This is a genomic window from Mycolicibacterium celeriflavum (assembly GCF_010731795.1).
GTDB classification, from domain to species: domain Bacteria; phylum Actinomycetota; class Actinomycetes; order Mycobacteriales; family Mycobacteriaceae; genus Mycobacterium; species Mycobacterium celeriflavum.
In genome coordinates, this window is the sequence record NZ_AP022591.1 from 4,822,094 (window position 1) to 4,841,646 (window position 19,553).

Here is a 19,553-nt window from a genome sequence, read left to right on the forward strand (position 1 = left end):
GCAGTGTGCCGGCGACTCGCGGTGGCGCGGTTGGCCGCTCGCTGTCATCCAACTGGGCCGCTGGGGAATTTGAGTAGTGCGCCGGCGTCAACGCGGATCTGTTGGCCGGTGATGTATCGCGACTTGTCGCTGGCGAGAAAGACCGCGAGGTTAGCGATGTCTTCAGGCTCGACATAGGGAATGGGCATCGCTTGGAAATGTGCGAACGCCAACTCAGCGTCGGCGCGGGTGATGTCGCGGTCCTTGATGTCGGGTCGGAAGACCTTGTAGAGGCCGTCGTTGTGGAGCAGGTGGGTGTTGCAGTTGGTCGGATGGATGGCGTTGACGCGGATCATTCGAGGAGCCAGGTGTAGTGCGATCTGTTCGACGTACGAGATGAGAGTGTGTTTGGCCCAGGCGTATCCAGAGCCACCAGGGCCCATGACGCTGTTCGTGGTGGTGTTCGGCATCATGCCGGCCGTCGAGCCGGTGATGATCATCGAGCCGCCGTCGGTGATGTGGTTGATGGACACGGCGACGGCGTTCATCACACCCAGCAGGTCTACGTCGGTTGCGTCGACGAAGTCGGATGGGTGCGGGTCGCCGAGTGCCATGGGCAGGATTCCGGCGTTGGCGACCAGGATGTCAAGCCGTCCCAACTCTGCGATTCCGGCCTCTAGAGCGGTGCGTAGCTCGCCGCGTTCTCGTACATCGGCTCGCACAGGGATACAGCGACGGCCGGCCTCCGCGACCTGGCGTGCGGTGGTCTCGAGATCTTCCGGTGTGGCAAGGGGATACTTGTTGGACTTGATCTGATCGCAGATGTCGACGGCGATGATGTCGGCCCCCGCTTCGGCCATCGCGATGGCGTGTGCGCGACCCTGGCCGCGGGCCGCTCCGGTGATGAACGCGACCTTGCCGGTGAGATCGTTGGTCATGTGGTTGCTGTCCCTTCTGGGTCTGGTGGCGAATCCCTGCAAAGCTTTCGGTTGTCAGGTGGCGCCGAAGTCGATGATGCCGCGGATGTTTCGTCCATGGCGCATGTGCTCGATCGCTTCATTGAGCTCGTCGAGTTTGTAACGGTGGGTGATGAGCTCATCGAGTTTGAGCGCCCCCGATTCGTACATCGACAGCAGCATCGGCATGCTTGCCCGGGCGTTCATCTCCCCGTAGAGCGAACCCTTGAGCGTCTTGCAGGAGTTCACCATGTCGGTGAGAACCAGTGGGACGTTCATCTGCGAGAGCGGCGTCATCGCTGTCACCACGCACGTTCCTCCTTTACGGGTGAGCATCAAGGCCAGTGGGATCAAACCGGGATCGAGGACGCCCACTGTGATCACCACGGCGTCGGCCATGACGCCCCAAGTGAGGTCCTTGACCAGTTTGAGCGCAGCGCCGGCGTCGGCGACGGTGTGAGTGGCGCCGAAATCTGTTGCGACCTCGCGCTTGAAGTCGATCGGATCGATGGCGATGACATGTTTGGCGCCTGCCGCCCGCGCCCCCTGTACCGCGTTCATCCCCACTCCACCGGTGCCGATGATCACCACGGTGTCGCCGGGTTTGGTGCCGGCGCTGATCGTGGCCGACCCGAAACCCGTTGTGACTCCGCAAGATACGAGCGCCGCAGCCTCGAAGGGTATCCAGTCGTGGATTCGGATGAGGGAACGTTCGGAGGCCACCACATACTCGGAGAATGTGCCGACCTGCATCATCGCCATGAGGTCGGTGCCGTCGAGGTGGCGTCGGCACGTGCCATCGGTGATCATGGCTTTGTCGAAGACGTCCGCCCCGACGTCGCACAGGTAGGTCGCGCCCGAGACACACCAACGGCAACTTCCGCACGCCGGCAGGAACGACACCGCGACATGGTCGCCAGGTGACAACGACGTCACACCGGGACCGACCTCGACAACGATGCCGGCGCCTTCATGCCCTCCGACCAGCGGAAACCATTGTGGCTCCGCGAGTCCCGCGGCTTTCATGGCAGCGACCATGCTTTCGTCGGGGACGCTGTCGCCGGTGGCAAAGTGATCGTCGGAGTGGCAGATGCCGGCAATGGCCATCTTCACCAGTACTTCGCCCGCACGTGGCGGATCGAGGTCGATCGTGGTGATGTCCCAGTCCCGCCCGACGTCATGGAGGACGGCCGCCCTGGACCTCATCGACGTGCCTCCAGATGAAGGTCTTTGCGCATCGTGTTTGCCCGCATCAGACCCTCACCGGCAGTTTCGCCCAGCCGCGAACGCTGGAGGTATGAGCTTTGACCGCAGCGCCGTAGTCGACTTCCCAGTCGGGCCACCGCGTGAGGACCTCCTCGAGCGCCACGCGGGCTTCCATGCGCGCCAGGGCTGCGCCGAGACAGAAGTGGACGCCGACTCCGAAGCTCAGATGACCCTCTCTGCGGTGGATGTCGAAGCGATCGGGGTCGCGGTGGTGACGTTCATCGCGGTTGGCCGATCCGTTGAGCAGCAGCATCACCGAGCCCGCTGGAACAACGCGACCGTGGTGTTCGCTGTCGTGCTGCACATATCGTCCCTGCACCGGTGAGGGCGGCTCGTAGCGAAGCACTTCTTCGACGGCGCGAGGGATCAGGGAGGGATCCGCCACGAGTTGACGGCGTTGGTCGGCGTGGTCGGAGAGCAGCTGGCCGGCGAATCCGATGAGCCGGGTGGTGGTTTCACTGCCCGCACCCATGACGGTACTGATGTAGGTCATGACTTCGGGACGGGTGAGCCTGCGCGTGGTGCCGTCGGTGTCTTCGACCTCGGCATTGATCAGGTCGGACATCAAGTCGTCGGCGGGGTTCTTTTCCCGCCAATCGACGTAGTCGGCGATCATCTCCATGTTGGGCGCCTCGAAGGCTTTGCCTGTGGTCACGCGTGTGGTCGGCGAACCGGACCGAAGAGTGATGGCACGGTCGGTGTTGTCGCGCATTGTCGCCTGATCTTGCTCGGGAATTCCTAACAGGGTGCCGATCGTGCGCATGGGCATCCAGGATCCGAGGTGCTCGATGAAGTCGAAGCCGACTTCTCCGACCAGCGGGTCGAGGGCTTCTATGGTGAATTGTCGTGCGATGGGTTCGACTGCGGCCATCCGTCGCGGTGTGAAGACGCGTGACAGCATCTTGCGGTGAATATCGTGTAGCGGGGGGTCCTCGAAGAGTACGAGACCAGATGGGATCTCCATCCCGCTCTTGATGATGTTGAGCACCGTGCCTTTTCCCGACCGGAACGTTTCCCAGTCGTAGAGAGCGGGTGCCACATCGGCGTGACGGCTCAGGGCGTAGAAATCGTATTTGGAGTTGTAGTACAGCGGTGATTCGTCGCGCATCCGTTTCCACGTGGGGTACGGATCGTCGTCGATGTCGAAGTCGTATGGGTCGTAATACACAGCTGCTGAGGCTGTTTCCGTCATCTCACCTGGACCTTGGCTCGGGGTGGGCGGGCCGTCGCGAATGAGTCAACGTCGCCGACTCCGTGGCACGGTGGCGGTCGACACCGTGGTCCGGGCTGCGGAACAGCGGTTTCACGTCTAATACCCCCGACTCGGTAGTTCTGGCATCAGGCGCAAGCTCACCCGAACGCACAGGCGCGACCGTGGCGCGGTACCACGGACCTCAATTTAAACCTCTATAGCTTTCATTTGTAAAGCGTCGGTCAGGAGCGCTCTGACTTGGGAGTGCGACATCAAATCGATGCGACTCAGTTGTCTGACATGTCCGCTCGCTGATCAGCGCGTCGGATCCCGATGGCCCAACTTGGTCATATGTCGGATATTTTGGAAGGAGACGGTGAGCCGACGTGGTCGGCGAGTCGGCCGAGAAGCCCCCTGTGGCGGGCGGGCGCAGCGAGAGGGAATGACGTGGCGAATCGCAGCACAGTGGATGCCGTGCCGGGGGCCGAGGGTGGCAAATCCGGAAAGCCGAAGCAGATCGCCCAGGCAATGCGGGAGCTGATCATCGCGACAGGCCTGGACGAGGGCGATCTGCTGGGCACCGAAGCCGACTTGCTCGAGAAGTTCGGTGTGTCGCGACCCTCCCTGCGCGAGGCGCTGAGAATTCTGGAGGCGGACGGTCTGATCTCGGTGGTGCGTGGAGCGCTAGGCGGAGTCATCGTGCACCGCCCCGATCAGCGCATGACGGCACGCGCGGCGGCGTTGGTGCTGCAGTCGCGCAGCGTACCGCTCGCAGACGTCTTTGATGCCAGCGTTGTCATCGAACCCGCCGCAGCCCGGATGGTTGCGTCCTCCCGCAGCCATCGCCGTGCGGCTGCCCAGCTGCGCGAATCGGTCATCCAACAGAAGCGGACGGTCAATGACGCGTTGGCGTGCACCAACGCGATCATCAAGTTCCACTCCGACATCGTCGCGTTGTCAGGCAATCAGACGTTGCAGCTCATCTGCGAAATGCTCAACGAGGTCATCGTTCGGGCGGTCGCCGATGTGCAACAGCGCACCCGCGAACAACCCGTCGCGGCTCGGCGCCGTATCACTCGGGATCACGAAGCGCTGTGCGACCTCATCGAAGCCGGCGATGGTGAAGGGGCTCAGGCTCACTGGAACGCCCACATGGCCGGCTTGCGCAGGGCACTCCTGGGCGAGCGCGGCTCCTCGGTGGTCGACCTCAACCATCACCTGTAGCGAGCGGGAAACCCGCGCCGCAGAAGGCCCTCGCGCCCGGTTTACCGCAATATTTGACGACTAAATCGTTGCGGTCGCACTCCGCCTAGCATATACCTCTAAAGGTATAGGCTTAGCTGTCAGCTGACCTATTTCAGGTGGAGACGAATTAGATATCCCGTTGATCAGACGCGTCGGCGAGCCAGGCGGGAGCCACAGCAACAGAAGGGGCGACATGGGTAACGTCACACCAGCGCGCGTCGGACTGCTCATCGATTACCTCGACGAGAAGGGCGGCTTCGACGAGAATGTCCTGCCCAGCTTGCAACTCGTCGCCGACGAGTTCATCGCCAGCGGAAAACTGGACCGTCCCGTCGAATTCGTCACCCGGGCCGTGCAAGGTCTGCCCAATGGGTCATTCCGCGCGGTGCGCGACGCCTTCGACGAGCTTGTCGCACAGGATGCGTTGGTGATCTTCGGGCCCTGGGTCTCCGAGAACGGTGTGGCACTACGCCGATACGTCGAGCGACTCGCTCAAGTGCCGATCATCACCATGGGAGCATCCGAGAACATGCTCGGCGAATGGGTGTTCGGCCTGCCCGCCGGATCGATGGAGGAAGAGCCCATCATCATGGCCACGGTCGCTGCTCTAGACGGGTGCCGCAGCGTTGGTCTGGCATTCGAAGACTCATTGATCGGACACGAGTACCTTCGCACCACGCGGGTGGCCTGCCGAGAAGCCGGCCTAGATATCGTGGTCGAGGTTGCGATACCACAAGTGGAATCGGAGAAGCTGGCGGCCATGTCGACGCTGGCGGCCAGTAAACCCGACGCCATCATGCACGTCGGCTTCGGGCTCGGTGTGGTCGGGATGAACGACGCGCTCCAGACACTCGGGTGGATCCCGCCGCGATACACCACCACGGCATTCGAATTCGCGGCGACCAGCAGATGGTGGCGGGAACAGTTCGCCGGTTGGATCGGACTCGATCAATACGATGAACGCAACGCGACGTGCCAGGCCTTTCTCGATGCCTTCGAAGCGCGCCACGGTCGCCGACCGGAGTACTTCTTTCCGCCCTACTGCTACGACGTCGGACGACTGATGATGACTGCACTGGCTTCCGCGCGCCCACTGACCGGTGCCGGCGTCAAGGATGCCCTCGAGAAGATCAAGATGCTTCCCGCAGCCACTGGCGCTCCAGGCACCCGGATGCGATTCGGCAAGTACATCCGTCACGGATGGATGGGCACCGAGTTCCTCGTCGCGCGGCGAGTACTTCCCGATGCCAGCCGAAGCGTGCTCTACGCAACTATCGAAGGCTTGCTGGACCACAGTTAGGCCCCATGCGGTAGAGGCCGCCTTACGCATGCTCATTTTGCGATAAATCTAAAGCTTCAATCATCTGGGCTGCCGCCGCGTTGATGACGTCGGCGCGGCAGCCTTGAGAAGCCTACTTCGCAGTCGATCGGACACTGTCCCAGCCAGACAGCGGTTCATCTGCGGATATCTGCATCGCCGAGAGAGGAACAACAGCCGATTGACCCCATGCGGACGGCTTGCGGCCGAACATACTGAGGGGTGTACAGTACGCCTAACCTATAGAGGTTTAGCGAGGGGAAGCTTGGTGACGATGCAGCGCAACGGTGTTGAAGCGACCGGCGGTGCCGACTCGAGTTCTGACTCCGCCGTCCTGTATGAGCTTCGCGAGAGCGGGGTGGCGGTGGTGACCTTGAACCGCCCCGAGCGACTGAACGCCTGGGGCGACGGGCTTGCCAGCGCGCTCTATGAGCGTCTCGACGCGGCCGAGCTCGATGAAGCCGTGAGGGTCATCGTGCTCACCGGACGCGGGCGTGCGTTCTGCGCCGGGGCCGACATGGGTGAGTTGGACTCCATCGGCAATGCATCGTCGTCGGCGGGGATCGATGTGAGCGTCCTGGTGGGGGAGCGCTTTCCGAGCTTCGTGACGACGATGCGCAAGCCCGTCATTGCCGCAATCAACGGCGCATGTGCCGGCATCGGTTTGGTGCAGGCGCTGATGTGCGATGTCCGATTCGCAGCGGCCGGAGCCAAGATGACCACGGCTTTCGCGCAGCGAGGACTTACCGCCGAATACGGGGTTTCGTGGATTCTTCCCCGGCTCGTGGGCTGGGGACCTGCGCTGGATCTGATGCTGTCGGGTCGGACGTTCTACGCCGAGGAGGCCGCCGAACTCGGAATGGTCAAAGAAGTCGTCGCACCCGACGACCTGATGGCGCGAACGCTGGAATATGCCGACGCGATGGCAGTCAGTTGTGCACCCAGTTCACTAGCGGTGATCAAGCGGCAGATGTACTCAGATGCTCTGCGTGATCTCGACGAAATCAGCGCGCGGGCAGAGAAATTGATGCAGGCCTCGATGCTCCGCCCTGACTTCATTGAAGGCATCACGGCGTTCTTCGAGAAGCGTCGGCCCGATTTTCCGCCACTTGCCGCTACCAGTGGCGCGCCGATCTCTGACGCTCGGGAGCCTGGGACGGCCAAACTGCGCACCGCGCAAACAACCTCGCACTTCGACAGGTAGCTAGGAGGCCAAAGCGTGAAGGTTCCGTTCACATGGAAGGTCACCGGCTGGTTCATGATCGGCTGGTCGGCGGAGTTCGAAGTCGGCACCGTGAAGGCGCTGAAGTACTTCGGGGAGGACCTGGCGGCCTACCGCGATGAAGCCGGCGCACTGCACGTGTTGGAGGCGCACTGCAAGCACCTCGGCGCGCACATCGGACACGGCGGCAAGGTCGTCGGTGACTGCGTCGAGTGCCCGTTTCACGGGTGGCGCTGGGGCCCCGAAGGCAACAACACTTTCATTCCGTACCAACCCGAACGACCCAACCGGGCGCTGCGGCTGCGGTCTTACCCCGTCAAAGAACAGTACGGCTGCATCTTCATGTGGTATCACCCGGCGGGCAGTCTGCCACGATGGGAATTGCCCGACATCATGCGGAAATTCCCGCAATTCGAGACCGACCCGAACGCGTACTACCGGCCCTATCCCGAGTTCTCCAGGCGCGCCGACGCGGTTCCGGTTCATCCGCAGATCGTCGCGGAGAACGGCCCCGACAGTTCGCATTTCCGCTACGTGCACGGTGCGACGGTCACGCCGGTGTGCCTGCACTGGGAACACGAGGAGCAGGAGTGGCGCTTCGTCACCGGCTGGCCCGACGCCCGTAGCGACGATCCCGAGGAGATGGCATTGCGCATCCACAGCCACTTCTCCGGCCTCGGCTTCGCGATGAGCGCATTCGAGGGCTCGAGCAACCACCGGCTGATCTTCGCCTGCACTCCCGTCGACGACGAGGTGTCGGACATGTTCTACTCGATCTGGTGGCCCAAGGAAACCAACGAGACCTCTGACATACCACCGGATCACGTCTGCGCGCATGTCGAGAAGCAGTTTCTCAAAACGGTCTGGGAGGACTGCGACATCTGGCGCCATCAGAAGTACGTGGAGCGACCCCCACTGGCCAAAATCGACGCCAAGCCCTACATGGCCATGCGCGAATGGGCGACCCAATTCTACGAAGTACCAGCCGAAGACGAACCCGCGAGGACGTGACGCGGAAGCTCTAGACAATCCATACCTCTAGAGGTTTAAGATGGAGTCGTCCATCGGAACAGGACGCGGGACGCTGCGCGACGTTTCCAGCGTCCACACCATTCGCCACCGAGCGGGAAGAGGCTGCCGTGAATAGCGACGAGATGATTCTGGTCAGCGTTGATGATCACATCGTCGAGCCGCCCGATATGTTCAAGAATCATCTGCCGAAGAAGTACATCGATGAGGCGCCGCGGTTGGTGCACAACCCGGATGGTTCGGATACCTGGCAGTTTCGTGACACGGTGATTCCGAACGTGGCGCTCAATGCGGTGGCGGGGCGTCCGAAGGAGGAGTACGGGCTGGAGCCCCAGGGGTTGGATGAGATCCGGCCGGGGTGTTGGCAGGTTGATGAGCGGGTCAAGGACATGAACGCCGGGGGCATTCTGGGGTCGATGTGTTTTCCGTCGTTTCCGGGGTTTGCGGGTCGGTTGTTCGCTACTGAGGATTCGGAGTTCTCGCTGGCGTTGGTGCAGGCCTATAACGACTGGCATGTGTTGGAGTGGTGCGGGGCCTATCCGGCGCGGTTCATTCCGATGACGTTGCCGGTGATCTGGGATCCCCAAGCGTGTGCGGCCGAGATTCGGCGCAATGCTGAGCGGGGGGTGCATTCGTTGACGTTCACCGAGAATCCGTCGGCGATGGGCTATCCGAGTTTTCATGATTTTGAGCATTGGAAGCCGATGTGGGATGCGCTGGTGGACACCGACACGGTGCTCAATGTGCACATCGGTTCGTCGGGGCGGTTGGCGATCACCGCCCCGGATGCGCCGATGGATGTGATGATCACCCTGCAGCCGATGAACATTGTGCAGGCCGCGGCGGATTTGTTGTGGTCCAAGCCGATCAAGGAGTATCCCGATCTGAAGATCGCGCTGTCGGAGGGTGGGACGGGCTGGATCCCGTATTTCTTGGAGCGGGTGGATCGCACCTATGAGATGCACTCGACGTGGACGGGTCAGGATTTCGGCGGCAAGCTGCCTTCTGAGGTGTTTCGTGAGCACTTCTTGACCTGCTTCATCGCCGACCCGGTCGGAGTGGCCACCCGCGACAAGATCGGGGTTGACAACATCTGTTGGGAAGCCGACTATCCGCACTCCGATTCGATGTGGCCGGGCGCGCCTGAGCAACTCGATGAGGTGCTGAAGGCCAACAACGTGGCTGATGAGGAGATCAACAAGATGACGTTCGAGAACGCCATGCGCTGGTATCACTGGGACCCGTTCAGCCACATCACCCGCGAACAAGCCACCGTCGGCGCCCTACGCAAAGCCGCCGAAGGACACGACGTCTCCATCCAAGCCCTGTCCAAACATGAGACAGGGCAGCGGGAGAAGGACGCGCTGAGAAAGGCTACGCGGGGCGCGTGAGCGCTATCCGGACGACCAACTGGCGGGTATCCCCGGCCTCGGCCGAGTGAACCGAGCCGAGCGGGTGTCCGAGCGAGGCGGCACGGTGACCAACTGCAGGAGTGCAACTATGGCCCACCCTTCGGAACTGTTCGACCTCAGCGGGCGCGTCGCAATAGTCACGGGATCCACCCGGGGCATCGGACGCGCTGTCCTCGAAGGGCTTTCACAAGCAGGCGCTTCAGTGGTGGTGTCGAGCCGCCGGCAGTCCACCTGTGATGAAGTGGCCGCGCAAGTACGGGCAAGCGGGGGGAAGGCGCTGGGACTCGCGTGCCACGTGGGTGACTGGGACGCCATTCCTCATTTCGTCGAGTCGGTGGTCAACGAGTACGGTCGTATCGATATTCTGGTCAACAACGCGGGTATCAACCCCGCGGTGCCGACCCTCAACGACGTCACCCTGGACCTTTGGCGAAAAGTCTTCAGCGTCAATGTCGAAGGCCCTATGCGGATGAGCCAATGCGTTGCCCCCGTCATGCGCGACCACGACGGTGGCAGCATCATCAACGTAGGCTCGATGGAGGGCTACTACTCGTCGAACCCGGTATCGGTCGTCTACGCAGCATCCAAAGCCGCACTGCACAACCTGACCAAGTCCATGGCCAACCTCTGGGCGTCGTGGCGGGTTCGCGCTAACCTCTTGTGCCCAGGGCCCTTCGCCACCGAAATGCTGGCTGAAGCCGAACGCGTGGCTCCCGGGGCATTGACCCTACTTGCGGACATGAATCCGCAGCACCGCATCGCCGACCTCTCTGAAATCGTCGGTCCCGCCCTATACCTCGCAAGCGACGCTTCGTCATTCGTGACCGGCGACGACATCACGGTGTCAGGCGGCATGCGCAAGTAGCTCCAGTTGCGAACACGGCCTACACCGCTTCTGGGTAGGTCATCAGGTCTATCCAGTTCTCAGCGGGTCGAAATTTCGATGCCCCTGAAGCAAATACGCCGAGGTTGCCCTGCGGATCGAGGAATGCGCCGGAGCTGGGGTCATAGGTGACACCGGCCTGGCTCTGCGCCTGCGGCGGGGCCTCGGCCGGAAGCTGGGGGGTGACCGCCGGAGGTGGTGGCGGCGGATTGGCGGGCTGTTGCCCGTACGGCGGCACAGATTGGTCCGGGGGCGCTTGGTAGGGCAGAGGTGGTGGTGGTGGCCCGTCGGCCGGCGCCTGTTGCAGCGGGTAGGGCGGTGTAAGGGCGGGCCCGGGCCCCGGTGGGACCCCCGGCGGTAGGTGGACGACCGGCGGGCCGGGGTCATAGTCGGCATTGGGAGGTAGCAACGGGAATTTATTGGGTGGCAGGATGTTTCGAGGGTCTGTCACCGGGGTGTCGATAGGTGCGGGCGGGCCACGCCACGTGTTGCGGCCAAGCGGGACAAAGCCGGCGGGGTCGCGACAGAGCTGAATCGTGGGCGCGCGTTTGCCGGGGAACTCTTGGCAGGGGTAATTGCGGGCGCCGCGGACGACGGCGGGATCATTCTGCGGCACCTTGCAATACAGATCGCGGGGAAGCTCGCGAAGCGTCTCGTCAGCGGGAGAACGAATCATGCTGGGCGGCAGAAATCCCACACTGCAAGGCGGGGGATCCTGGAGGCTGAGCTTGAAATCGGCACGTGCTCCCTCGTCTGGCGGCATCTGCTGGGCGACTGACAAGAGGGCGGCGGTGAGCGCGGGGAAGATGACGAGGGTCTGCTCGATCGACTTGTTGTAGATGACTCCGATTCGGCCGAAGTTGGCCAAATTTGCGGCTCTCCTGACACTTCCGTGGGTTGATTTCTGAGATGTCTGGGGCGCACGTCGTTGTCGCTTAAGGTTTCTGGCTTGTCAAGGGTCAGGAACCAAGGGAGCGGGCAACGACGTGCGCAATGTGAGGTTATGGCGTGGGCTGCTGGGTGTCGACAAGCGCACGGTGATCGAGGCGGTCGAGTTCGAGGAATTCGAAGGCCAGGACGCCGAGGGCGCCGCACTGGTGGTGGCGCGGGTGCGGCCACGAAGCGGGGTCTCACGGCGTTGTGGCCGCTGTGGCCGCAGGGCGTCTTGGTATGACCGGGGTGAGGGTCGACGCCGGTGGCGGGCCTGGATTGGGGCACTGTGCAGGTGGTGCTGGAGGCCGAGGCGCCGCGGGTGAACTGCCCCACCCACGGGCCGACGGTGGCGGCGGTGCCGTGGGCGCGTCATCACGCCGGACACACTTTGGCCTTCGATGACACGGTGGCCTGGTTGGCGGTGGCGTGCTCGAAAACCGCGGTGTGCGAGTTGATGCGGGTCGCCTGGCGCACCGTCGGCGCGATCGTGGCCCGGGTCTGGGCCGACACCGAGAAGACCTTCGACCGGTTCGCGGGCCTGCGCCGCATCGGCATCGACGAGATCTCCTACAAACGCCACCACAAGTACTTGACGGTGGTCGTTGATCACGACAGCGGCCGGCTGGTGTGGGCCGCACCCGGGCGCGACACCAAGACGCTGCGGCGGTTCTTCGACGCCTTGGGCGCCCAGCGGTGCGCACAGATCACCCACGTCTCCGCTGATGCCGCCGACTGGATCGCCGACGTCGTCGCCCAACGCTGCCGGTCGCGATCCGTTGTGCGGATCCGTTCCATGTGGTGGCCTGGGCCACCGAGGCACTCGACGTCGAGCGGCGCCGGGCCTGGAACGACGCGCGAGCGCTGGCGCGCACCGAGCCCACGTGGGGCCGGGGTCGGCCCGGTAAGGACACCGCGCCGCGGCCGGGCCGTGAGCACGCCCGCAAGCTCAAGGGGGCCCGCTACGCGTTGTGGAAGAACCCCGAAGACCTCACCGAACGCCAGAACGCCAAACTGGCCTGGATCGCCAAGACCGACACCCGCCTCTATCGCGCCTATCTGCTCAAAGAGGGCTTACGGCATGTGTTCTCGGTCAAAGGCGAGGAAGGCAAACAGGCCCTGGACAAGTGGACCTCCTGGGCGCGGCGTTGCCGCATCCCGGTGTTCGTCGAGCTCGCCGGCCGCATCGTGCGCCACCGGGTGGCCATCGACGCCACGCTCGATCACGGCCTCTCCCAAGGACTGATCGAATCCACCAACACCAAGATCCGACTCCTGACCCGCATCGCGTTCGGATTTCGCTCCCCAGACGCACTCATCGCCCTGGCCATGCTCGCCCTCGGCGGCCACCGCCCCGCGCTACCAGGACGCATCAACCACCCACGGATCAGTCAGTAGAGCCAAATTTGCTGCCAATATCGGAAAAGACGGGCGGATACCTCTGAACGTGTCGGCTGCGACGTCGGCGGCTCCGGGAGCGGTTGTCAGCAGCTCTCGAAGCTGCGGGTCGGCGCCACGCAGTTCGCCGGTGAACCGGGCCAAGCCGTCGGCTATCGATTTGATCGCCTCGCCGCTGCTGATCTGGGCGTCGAGGAACGGGCCGGCCTGATCGATGAGCGCCGTGATGTCCTGAGAGTGGGCGTTGGCCTCATCGACCAACAGCCGGGCCGATTCGATCAGACGCGCCAGCTCAGGTCCGGAACCGTTGAATGCGGTGAACGTTTCGCGCAGCAGATCGCGCAGCTTGCTCTGACTGATCGAATCGATGAGGCTCTGGGCCTCGCGCAACAACCCTGCGATGTCCTGGGGCAGCCGGGTGTGGTCTCTGGTGATGCGTGATCCATCGCGCAGAAAATCTGACGAAGAGTTCTGCTGCGGCACCAGATCGACGTATTGCTCGCCGATCGCCGAAACGCTGCTGACAGTCGCAATCACATCGTCGGGCACACGGGTTTCGGAGTTGAGCCGCATCGTCGCGTCGACTCCGTTGCGGTACGCGAGCGACACATCGGTGACTCGGCCGATGGTGGTTCCGCGGTAGGTCACGTTGGCGTTCTTGTACAGACCGCCGCTGGCAGCGAAATTTGCTGTCACAGTGTATGTCCCGATACCGAGAGCGGCGGGCACGCCGATATAGCTCACGGCCACCACACCCACTGTGATCATGGTGATGACCACAAAGGTAGTCAGCTGCCAGCGCATCCGTCGGCTGAGCATCAGCTGCCTCCCTGGGCCGGTGGGGGCGGCGCCGGGGGGATGTTGAACGGATCGGCGGCTTGGCCGGACAAATTGGCCAGAGACCCGACCAGCCAATCCGGCGGATTCACCATTTCGCTGAGGTGTTTCATGTTCGCGTCCAGCGGCGAGGTGGTGAACAGTGTTTCGCCGAGCTTGCGCATCGTCAGATCGAACGTGGCGTCGATGTTGAGGAAATCACCGCGAACGGCGTTTCGGACACCGGTCTGCGGTAGGGGAAAGGTTCCGATCATCGGTAGTGCGCTGATGAGATGATCCGCGTTGTCGGACAATGCCTTGACGACAGGATAGACATCTTTGATGTTGGCAGCGAAGTCGTCTTTGGTGTGCCTCAGGACGCGTGCGGCGACCGTGGCGAACCGTTGCAGCGCGGCGAAAGCCTCGATGACCGGAGGCGCGTTGCTGTTGAGGACGCGTAACGCTGAGGGGATCGCTGCCAGTGCGCGCTCGAGTTTGTCGGAGCCGCCCGCGAGCACGGAGGCGAACCTGTTCAACTTGTCGATCGCGATGATGAGGTCACCGGTCTGGCGATCGACGGCAGCGGTCAGTTCGGCCAGGCGTGGAAGGAACTCGGCGAACTGTCCGGCGCGCCCGACCGTAGCGGTGTAGAGCTCATCGGTGATGTCCTGCAACGCACCGAGATTGCCCTTGTTCACCACGACGCCCAGCGAGGACAACACCTCCTCGGTGGTGGGGTAGCGGCCCGCGTTGTCGATCGGGATGGTCTGCCCGTCGGAGAGTCGACCCACCCCCGGCTCGGTCGTCGGCGCCGCCAGCTCCACGTGCTGGGAGCCCAACAGTGACGTTTGTGCCACCTTCACCACGCTATTGGCGGGGAGCTCGACGCTTGCGGCTATGGAGAGCCGCACCGCGGCGTAGAACGTGCCGTCGGCGCGCTGCTCTGCCCGCATGCCCGAGACGCTGCCGACGGTGACGTCGTCGACTTTCACCGGTGAGTTTTGCGCCAACGTGGAAACATCGGGCAGCTCGACGGTGACAGTGAAGGCGCCGGCGCCGTGTCCGGCGGTACCCGGCATCGGAATTGAGTTCAGCCCATCGAACTCACAACCGCTCAGCAGGAGAACCGAAGCCGCGCAGCACCATACGCGCCTCGCCACAGCCTTCGACGTGGACTTGTTGACCGCTGCCGTCATCAACGTTCCCCTTCAGGCGGAGTCGGCGCAGGGACTGGTGGAGCGTTTGGCGTGCTCGACCGGGCGGTTTCGGGAGGCACCAGCAGTGAGGTCAAGTCGGTGCCCGGGTCGATCTTCGGTGGAGTCACGCCGGGAAGGGGTTGCCACTGAAGCTGGGCAATCGGCGTGCGGGCTTTCGCCTCGGTCTCGGGGGTGTCGTAGATGATCTGGCCCTTGTAGGCGGTGATGCTGTTTATCGGGTGGAACAGCATCGGCGGATAGTTCATGGTGATGCGCTTGAGAACCGGTGCCATCCGCTGTCGACAGATCTCGGCTCGTTTGAACGAATCTGCAGTGCCGCCGGTGTCGAAGGTTCCGCAGATGAACTGCACCGGGTTGGCGAAATTCGGAAGCGTCAGCAGGCCCGATAGCGATCCCTGGGCGGGGCTGTAGATGTTGTAGAAGTTGGCCAGGCCGTGCGGAGCGACGTGGAGGATCTGCTCGATATCCTCGCTGTGGTCGGTCAGGAGCTTGGTGAAGCTTGTCAGCCGGTCGATCGAACCGACCAGTGCGGCGTGATTCTCGTCGAGAAGCCCTCGGATGTCGCTCAGCGCCCGATTGAGTGTGCCCAGGGCGACATCGAGATCCGAGGAGCTATCGGCCAGCACTTGCGTCACCGTCGCGACACGGTTGGAGAACTGCAGAACCTGTTCGTTGCTGTCGGCCAGCGCGTCGACGAGGATACGCAGATTCTGCACCGTGCCGAACAAGTCGGTCCGGGAGTCGCCGAGACTTCCGGCAGCCTGGGACAATTCACGGATGGCCTGGCGGAACGACTGACCTTGACCGTCGAACGTATCCGCGGCCTGGTTGACGAACTTGGTGAGCGGGCCCTGCACCGACCCGGGCTGTGGACCTAGCTGTGAACTCAGTTTGGTGAGTTCGGATTTCACCTCATCCCATTCGACCGGAACCGCGGTGCGGTCTTCGGGTATGACGGCACGATCGCCCAGCGTCTGGCCACCGTTGTACACCGGCGCAAATTCGACGAACCGCGCCGATACCAGATTCGGCGCGATTATCAGCGCGTGTGCGTCAGCCGGTATCTCGACATCACCGCGCACCGCCATGACGATTCGGGAGTGCTGCGGCTGTGGCTCGATCGAGACAATGGTGCCGACCGGTACCCCGGCGACCTTCACCTGGTCGCCCGGATAAAGACCGACAGCTGAGGAGAAGTAGCCGGTCACCGTGATGTCGTCGGTGTGTGGCCACACCTGCGTCACTCCGGCGCACAGCGTCAGCACCAAGACCGATAGGACGCACAACCGCGTCCGCCAGCCTGCTCTGGACGGTCGGGGGGTGCTCACGGTGACTTCGGCCTGATGATCATGCGGGAAGTCATGAACCCGCGAAGGAAGTCGGCCAAGCTGTCGGGCAACTTGCCCGGTTGGAAGTAGGCGTCGAGCATCACTGCGCCGGTCGTGATGGGCGGCACTCCGTAGGTGTTCACGCTGAATCCGGGGCCCGAGCCGACGACCTCGCCGAGTTGGGTGGAGTAGCCCGGCAGTTGGCGAAGGGCCTCGCCGATATGGTCCTGTCGTGCGTTGAGGTTGTCGAGCACCAGGTTCAGCTTCTGCAACGTGTAGCCGAACTGCGGGCGATTGTCGTCGACGAATCCCGAGAGCTGGCGGGAGACTTCGTCGATCCCGGAAATAAGAGTCTGAAGTTGTTGCCGCCGTGCGGATAGTGCGGCGAACAGGCTGTTGCCGTCGATGATCAGCTGGTTGAGTTGGTCGGCGCGGTCGGCGACGATCGATGAGACCGACCGAGCGTGTTCGAGCAGTTCGCCGAGCTGGCCGTCTCGGGTGTTGATGCTGCGCGACAGTGCGGCGATGCCGTCCAGCGCTTGGCGCAACTGGGGGGTGGCGTCGTGCAGGGTTTCGGTGAGCACTTGCAGCGCTTGGATGAACTGGCCGTCGTTGATGCCGCCCGCGTTGGTGCCCAAATCCTGCAGCGCACTGCTCAGCGTGTAAGGAGTTGTGGTGCGTCCCACGGGAATCGACGTCGACGACCCTGCCCCGGCCGGGGTTACCTCCAAGGACCGTTGCCCCAGGACAGTGTCGGCCTTGATTGCGACGAGGGTTTGATCGCCGAGGCGGAGGTTGCGGTCGACAGTGAAGCCGATCCGGGCCTTATGATCGACCAGCTCCACTGATGTCACCTGGCCGACGGTGTAGCCGTAGACCTCGACGTCGTTTCCGGCCACCAGACCTGCTGCATTGGTGAAGTAGGCGTCGTAGCGCTTGCCCTGCGGCCAGAACGGCAGCTGGGTGTAGCCGGCCGAGACCAGCATCAGGCAGACGACGAGAAAGATCCCGAACAATCCGGTCCGCAGCGGATCGCGCTTGCCCCGTTCCTCACTCAGCAAAGGCGCACCTGCCCTTCGTCGGGTCCGGCGGTCCTCCGGCGGGAATGATGATGTCGCTACCTGCTGGACCGTTGATCTTGATCTTGACCGAGCAGTAGTAGAAGTTGAAAAACGATCCGTACGCGCCCAGCGATTGCAACCGCATGTAGTCCTCGGCCAGCGGTTCGATGACCTTGTTGATCTCGTCCTTGCGTTCGTCGAGTTTGGTTGCGAGAGGCCACGTGTTCTCCAGCACTCCCTGTATGGGCCGGCGAGAGCGGGTCAGCATATCGGTGAGGTCGGTCTCCGCGGACGCCAGCGGTTCGATGGCACCGGCGATCGGGTCACGTCCCGCCGCCAGGGCGGAGACGAGTTTCTGCAGCTGGTCGACGCTCTCGTCCAGTTCGGCTGACCGCCCATCAACTGCGCTGAGCACCTCGTTGAGATCGGTGATCACATCACCGATCAGCTGATCTCGAGAAGCGAGGTTTCGGGTGAAAGAACCTGTGCTGGACAGGATGTCAGCCAGCGCGCCACCCTTGCCCTGCAACAGTTCTATGACGGCGTTGCTGATCTCGTTCACCTTGGTGGCGTCCAGACCTTTGAGCACGGGACGCAGGCCACCCAGCAGGGCGTCGAGGTCGAGGGCCGGCTCCGTATGGCTCTGCGGGATCGTCGCCCCGGGCGGCAGTCTACGAAGATCTCCTGGCCCGGCTGTGATCTCCAGATACCTGTTGCCAACCAGATCCTGATAACGGATCACCGCGCGGGTGGAGGTGTAGAGCGCGAAGCGCTTGTTGACATCGAACGTGACGCTGGCGTGGCCGTCGCGGATTTCGATGTCTTTGACGTTGCCCACCACAATCCCCGCGATTCGGACGTCCTGGCCCTCCTTGAGCCGCGAAACCGACGCGAAATCAGCGTGATAGGTCACATCGGAGCCGAAGCGGAACTGCCCGAAGGTGACGACCAGAAGCCCAAGCACCAACAGCATCGCCACGGTGAAGATGGCGACCTTGAGCCCAACACGACGGTCACCCATCAGTAATCATCCAACTCGGCGTAGGCCCCGTTGAACAAGAACTGCAGCGTCGAGGGAGCGTCGAACTGCAACTCGGTGTTGGGTTGGTAGGGGACATAGGCGTTATCGGTTACCAGGAACGGCGGGCGATACCACGAGTTGCGGCTCTGCTTTGCGGGCAGATTGGGCAATCCGCGACAGTTGGGGCCACCCGAAGCGTTGACGATCGGCAGGCTCTCGGGGTAGGTGTACGCCGGCGCCCCTGGGAGGAGGCCGGCGCTGACGAACAGGGATGGCTTCAGGCCGCCGAAATAGGGCCCCAGCTTCTGTAGGGTGTCGGCCAAAGCTTGTAGTACACAGCCGTATTCCGGCGAGTAGTCACTCAACACCTTCAGGGGTGCGCGCAGACGTTGCATGGCAGCGATGTAGTCGTCAGCGCCGGCCGACAGTGTCTGCTCACCTTCGTTGGCGACGCCCACTGCCGCCAGCAGCGTGGCGTTGAGGTTGTCTTGTTGATCTACAAGCGTGTCGCTGATGGTCGGCACGTTGTCCAGCGTTGTTATCAGGTCAGGAGCGGCATCGGCATAAATGTCAAACGTTTCGCCTACTCGCTGAAGATCAGCCTGTAACGTCGGCAACTTCGGATTCAGCTGTGCCAAAAAATCATTCGCGTCCGAAATCGAGGCACCGACATCCTCGCCGTTATCACCCAAACCTTCACTGAGGGCGCTCATCGTCGCGTTGAGCTGGACCGGGTCGATCTTGTTGAGGGTGTCCACCAGCGTTTGGAACAGCGTGTTGGGCTCAACGGCGACTGTGTCTGTGGTGAATTGGGCGTCAGGGACCACCGCAGTTGGAGCCGGCTGAGCTGGTTCGAGAAACTCGACGGCTTTGGCCCCGAACACCGTCGTGCTGGCGATGCGCACCGTTGCGTTGGATGGTATGTAACCCAGCTGGTCCCGCCGAATTGAGAGCGTCAAACGCGCTTGGTGACCGTCGTATTCGATCGCCGAGACGTTGCCGACTTGGACACCCAGGTATTTGACCTTCGCGTCGCGATCCAGAACCAGACCCGCACGCTCAGCGAGGATCGTGACCGTGGCCACCGGAGTGAAGGCGCGGTAGTAGAAGAGGTAGGTGAACACCGCGCTAGCGCTGACCAGGAGCACGGCCACCAGTGCGGCGATGCGGACCGCACGGCGACGCGGCACGGCGATAGCCATGACCACACCCCTCCCATTCCGCGCCGGCCCCGCATGCGGCCATGGCAGCGCCCCCTGCGCCGGCCCGGCCCTCGTCGT

General features: G+C 63.0%; 13 protein-coding genes and 4 pseudogenes. 7 read left to right on the top strand and 10 right to left on the bottom strand.

Annotated elements, in window-relative coordinates:
- Nucleotides 1-44 precede the first annotated feature (44 nt).
- The 3 genes from G6N18_RS23185 to G6N18_RS23195 are packed head-to-tail and all read right to left on the bottom strand — an operon-like array spanning nt 45 to nt 3,393.
- On the bottom strand, nt 45-917 hold the full coding sequence (locus tag G6N18_RS23185; protein ID WP_083007346.1) for a mycofactocin-coupled SDR family oxidoreductase: 873 nt from the start codon (nt 915-917) through the stop codon (nt 45-47).
- A gap of 54 nt (nt 918-971) precedes the next feature.
- On the bottom strand, nt 972-2,141 hold the full coding sequence (locus G6N18_RS23190; RefSeq protein ID WP_083007343.1) for an NDMA-dependent alcohol dehydrogenase: 1,170 nt from the start codon (nt 2,139-2,141) through the stop codon (nt 972-974).
- Nucleotides 2,142-2,187: 46 nt separating this feature from the next.
- A complete protein-coding gene (locus G6N18_RS23195) occupies nt 2,188-3,393 on the bottom strand; it encodes a cytochrome P450 (RefSeq protein ID WP_083007341.1) in 1,206 nt (401 codons plus the stop codon).
- 474 nt (nt 3,394-3,867) lie between these two features.
- Here G6N18_RS23195 and G6N18_RS23200 point away from each other — a divergent pair, with 474 nt between their 5' ends.
- The 6 genes and pseudogenes from G6N18_RS23200 (at nt 3,868) to G6N18_RS23225 (ending at nt 10,484) form a co-directional block, all read left to right on the top strand.
- On the top strand, nt 3,868-4,617 hold the full coding sequence (locus G6N18_RS23200; protein ID WP_234806283.1) for a FadR/GntR family transcriptional regulator: 750 nt from the start codon (nt 3,868-3,870) through the stop codon (nt 4,615-4,617).
- A gap of 214 nt (nt 4,618-4,831) precedes the next feature.
- Complete coding sequence (locus G6N18_RS23205) at nt 4,832-5,938, top strand: ABC transporter substrate-binding protein (protein WP_083007335.1); 1,107 nt, start codon at nt 4,832-4,834, stop codon at nt 5,936-5,938.
- Between the two features lie 292 nt (nt 5,939-6,230).
- Nucleotides 6,231-7,070: pseudogene (locus G6N18_RS23210) on the top strand (enoyl-CoA hydratase); the annotation flags it as partial.
- 105 nt (nt 7,071-7,175) lie between these two features.
- Nucleotides 7,176-8,189, top strand: coding sequence for a Rieske 2Fe-2S domain-containing protein (locus G6N18_RS23215; RefSeq protein WP_083007330.1), 1,014 nt, complete (start codon nt 7,176-7,178; stop codon nt 8,187-8,189).
- A 128-nt stretch (nt 8,190-8,317) separates the two neighbouring features.
- Nucleotides 8,318-9,598: an amidohydrolase family protein gene (locus G6N18_RS23220; protein ID WP_163689978.1), complete on the top strand. Its 1,281-nt coding sequence runs from the start codon at nt 8,318-8,320 to the stop codon at nt 9,596-9,598.
- A 109-nt stretch (nt 9,599-9,707) separates the two neighbouring features.
- On the top strand, nt 9,708-10,484 hold the full coding sequence (locus tag G6N18_RS23225; RefSeq protein ID WP_067221373.1) for an SDR family NAD(P)-dependent oxidoreductase: 777 nt from the start codon (nt 9,708-9,710) through the stop codon (nt 10,482-10,484).
- A 19-nt stretch (nt 10,485-10,503) separates the two neighbouring features.
- On the opposite strand, the pseudogene G6N18_RS23230 reads toward G6N18_RS23225, so the two are convergent.
- Nucleotides 10,504-11,379 (bottom strand): annotated as a pseudogene (locus G6N18_RS23230) (mammalian cell entry protein); the annotation flags it as partial.
- Between the two features lie 109 nt (nt 11,380-11,488).
- On the opposite strand from G6N18_RS23230, the pseudogene G6N18_RS23235 reads away from it, so the two are divergent.
- Nucleotides 11,489-12,830: pseudogene (locus G6N18_RS23235) on the top strand (ISL3 family transposase).
- Here the strand turns inward: G6N18_RS23235 and G6N18_RS23240 are convergent.
- From G6N18_RS23240 to G6N18_RS23265, 6 genes and pseudogenes are all read right to left on the bottom strand, one after another.
- A pseudogene (locus G6N18_RS23240) lies at nt 12,831-13,649 on the bottom strand (MCE family protein); the annotation flags it as partial.
- The gene (locus tag G6N18_RS23245) at nt 13,649-14,842 is read right to left on the bottom strand and encodes an MCE family protein (RefSeq protein ID WP_109749607.1); all 1,194 of its coding nucleotides are present in this window, start codon (nt 14,840-14,842) and stop codon (nt 13,649-13,651) included. The gene G6N18_RS23245 and the pseudogene G6N18_RS23240, both read right to left, overlap by 1 nt.
- Nucleotides 14,842-16,191: an MCE family protein gene (locus G6N18_RS23250; RefSeq protein ID WP_083007406.1), complete on the bottom strand. Its 1,350-nt coding sequence runs from the start codon at nt 16,189-16,191 to the stop codon at nt 14,842-14,844. Before G6N18_RS23250 ends, G6N18_RS23245 begins: the two co-directional genes overlap by 1 nt.
- Nucleotides 16,188-17,252 (bottom strand): MCE family protein, encoded by a 1,065-nt coding sequence (locus G6N18_RS23255; protein ID WP_109749608.1) that lies wholly within the window; start codon nt 17,250-17,252, stop codon nt 16,188-16,190. The genes G6N18_RS23250 and G6N18_RS23255 overlap by 4 nt, the downstream gene beginning before the upstream one ends.
- Nucleotides 17,242-18,273: an MCE family protein gene (locus tag G6N18_RS23260; protein ID WP_083007408.1), complete on the bottom strand. Its 1,032-nt coding sequence runs from the start codon at nt 18,271-18,273 to the stop codon at nt 17,242-17,244. The genes G6N18_RS23255 and G6N18_RS23260 overlap by 11 nt, the downstream gene beginning before the upstream one ends.
- The gene (locus G6N18_RS23265; RefSeq protein WP_067221395.1) at nt 18,273-19,475 is read right to left on the bottom strand and encodes an MCE family protein; all 1,203 of its coding nucleotides are present in this window, start codon (nt 19,473-19,475) and stop codon (nt 18,273-18,275) included. The genes G6N18_RS23260 and G6N18_RS23265 overlap by 1 nt, the downstream gene beginning before the upstream one ends.
- Nucleotides 19,476-19,553 lie beyond the last annotated feature (78 nt).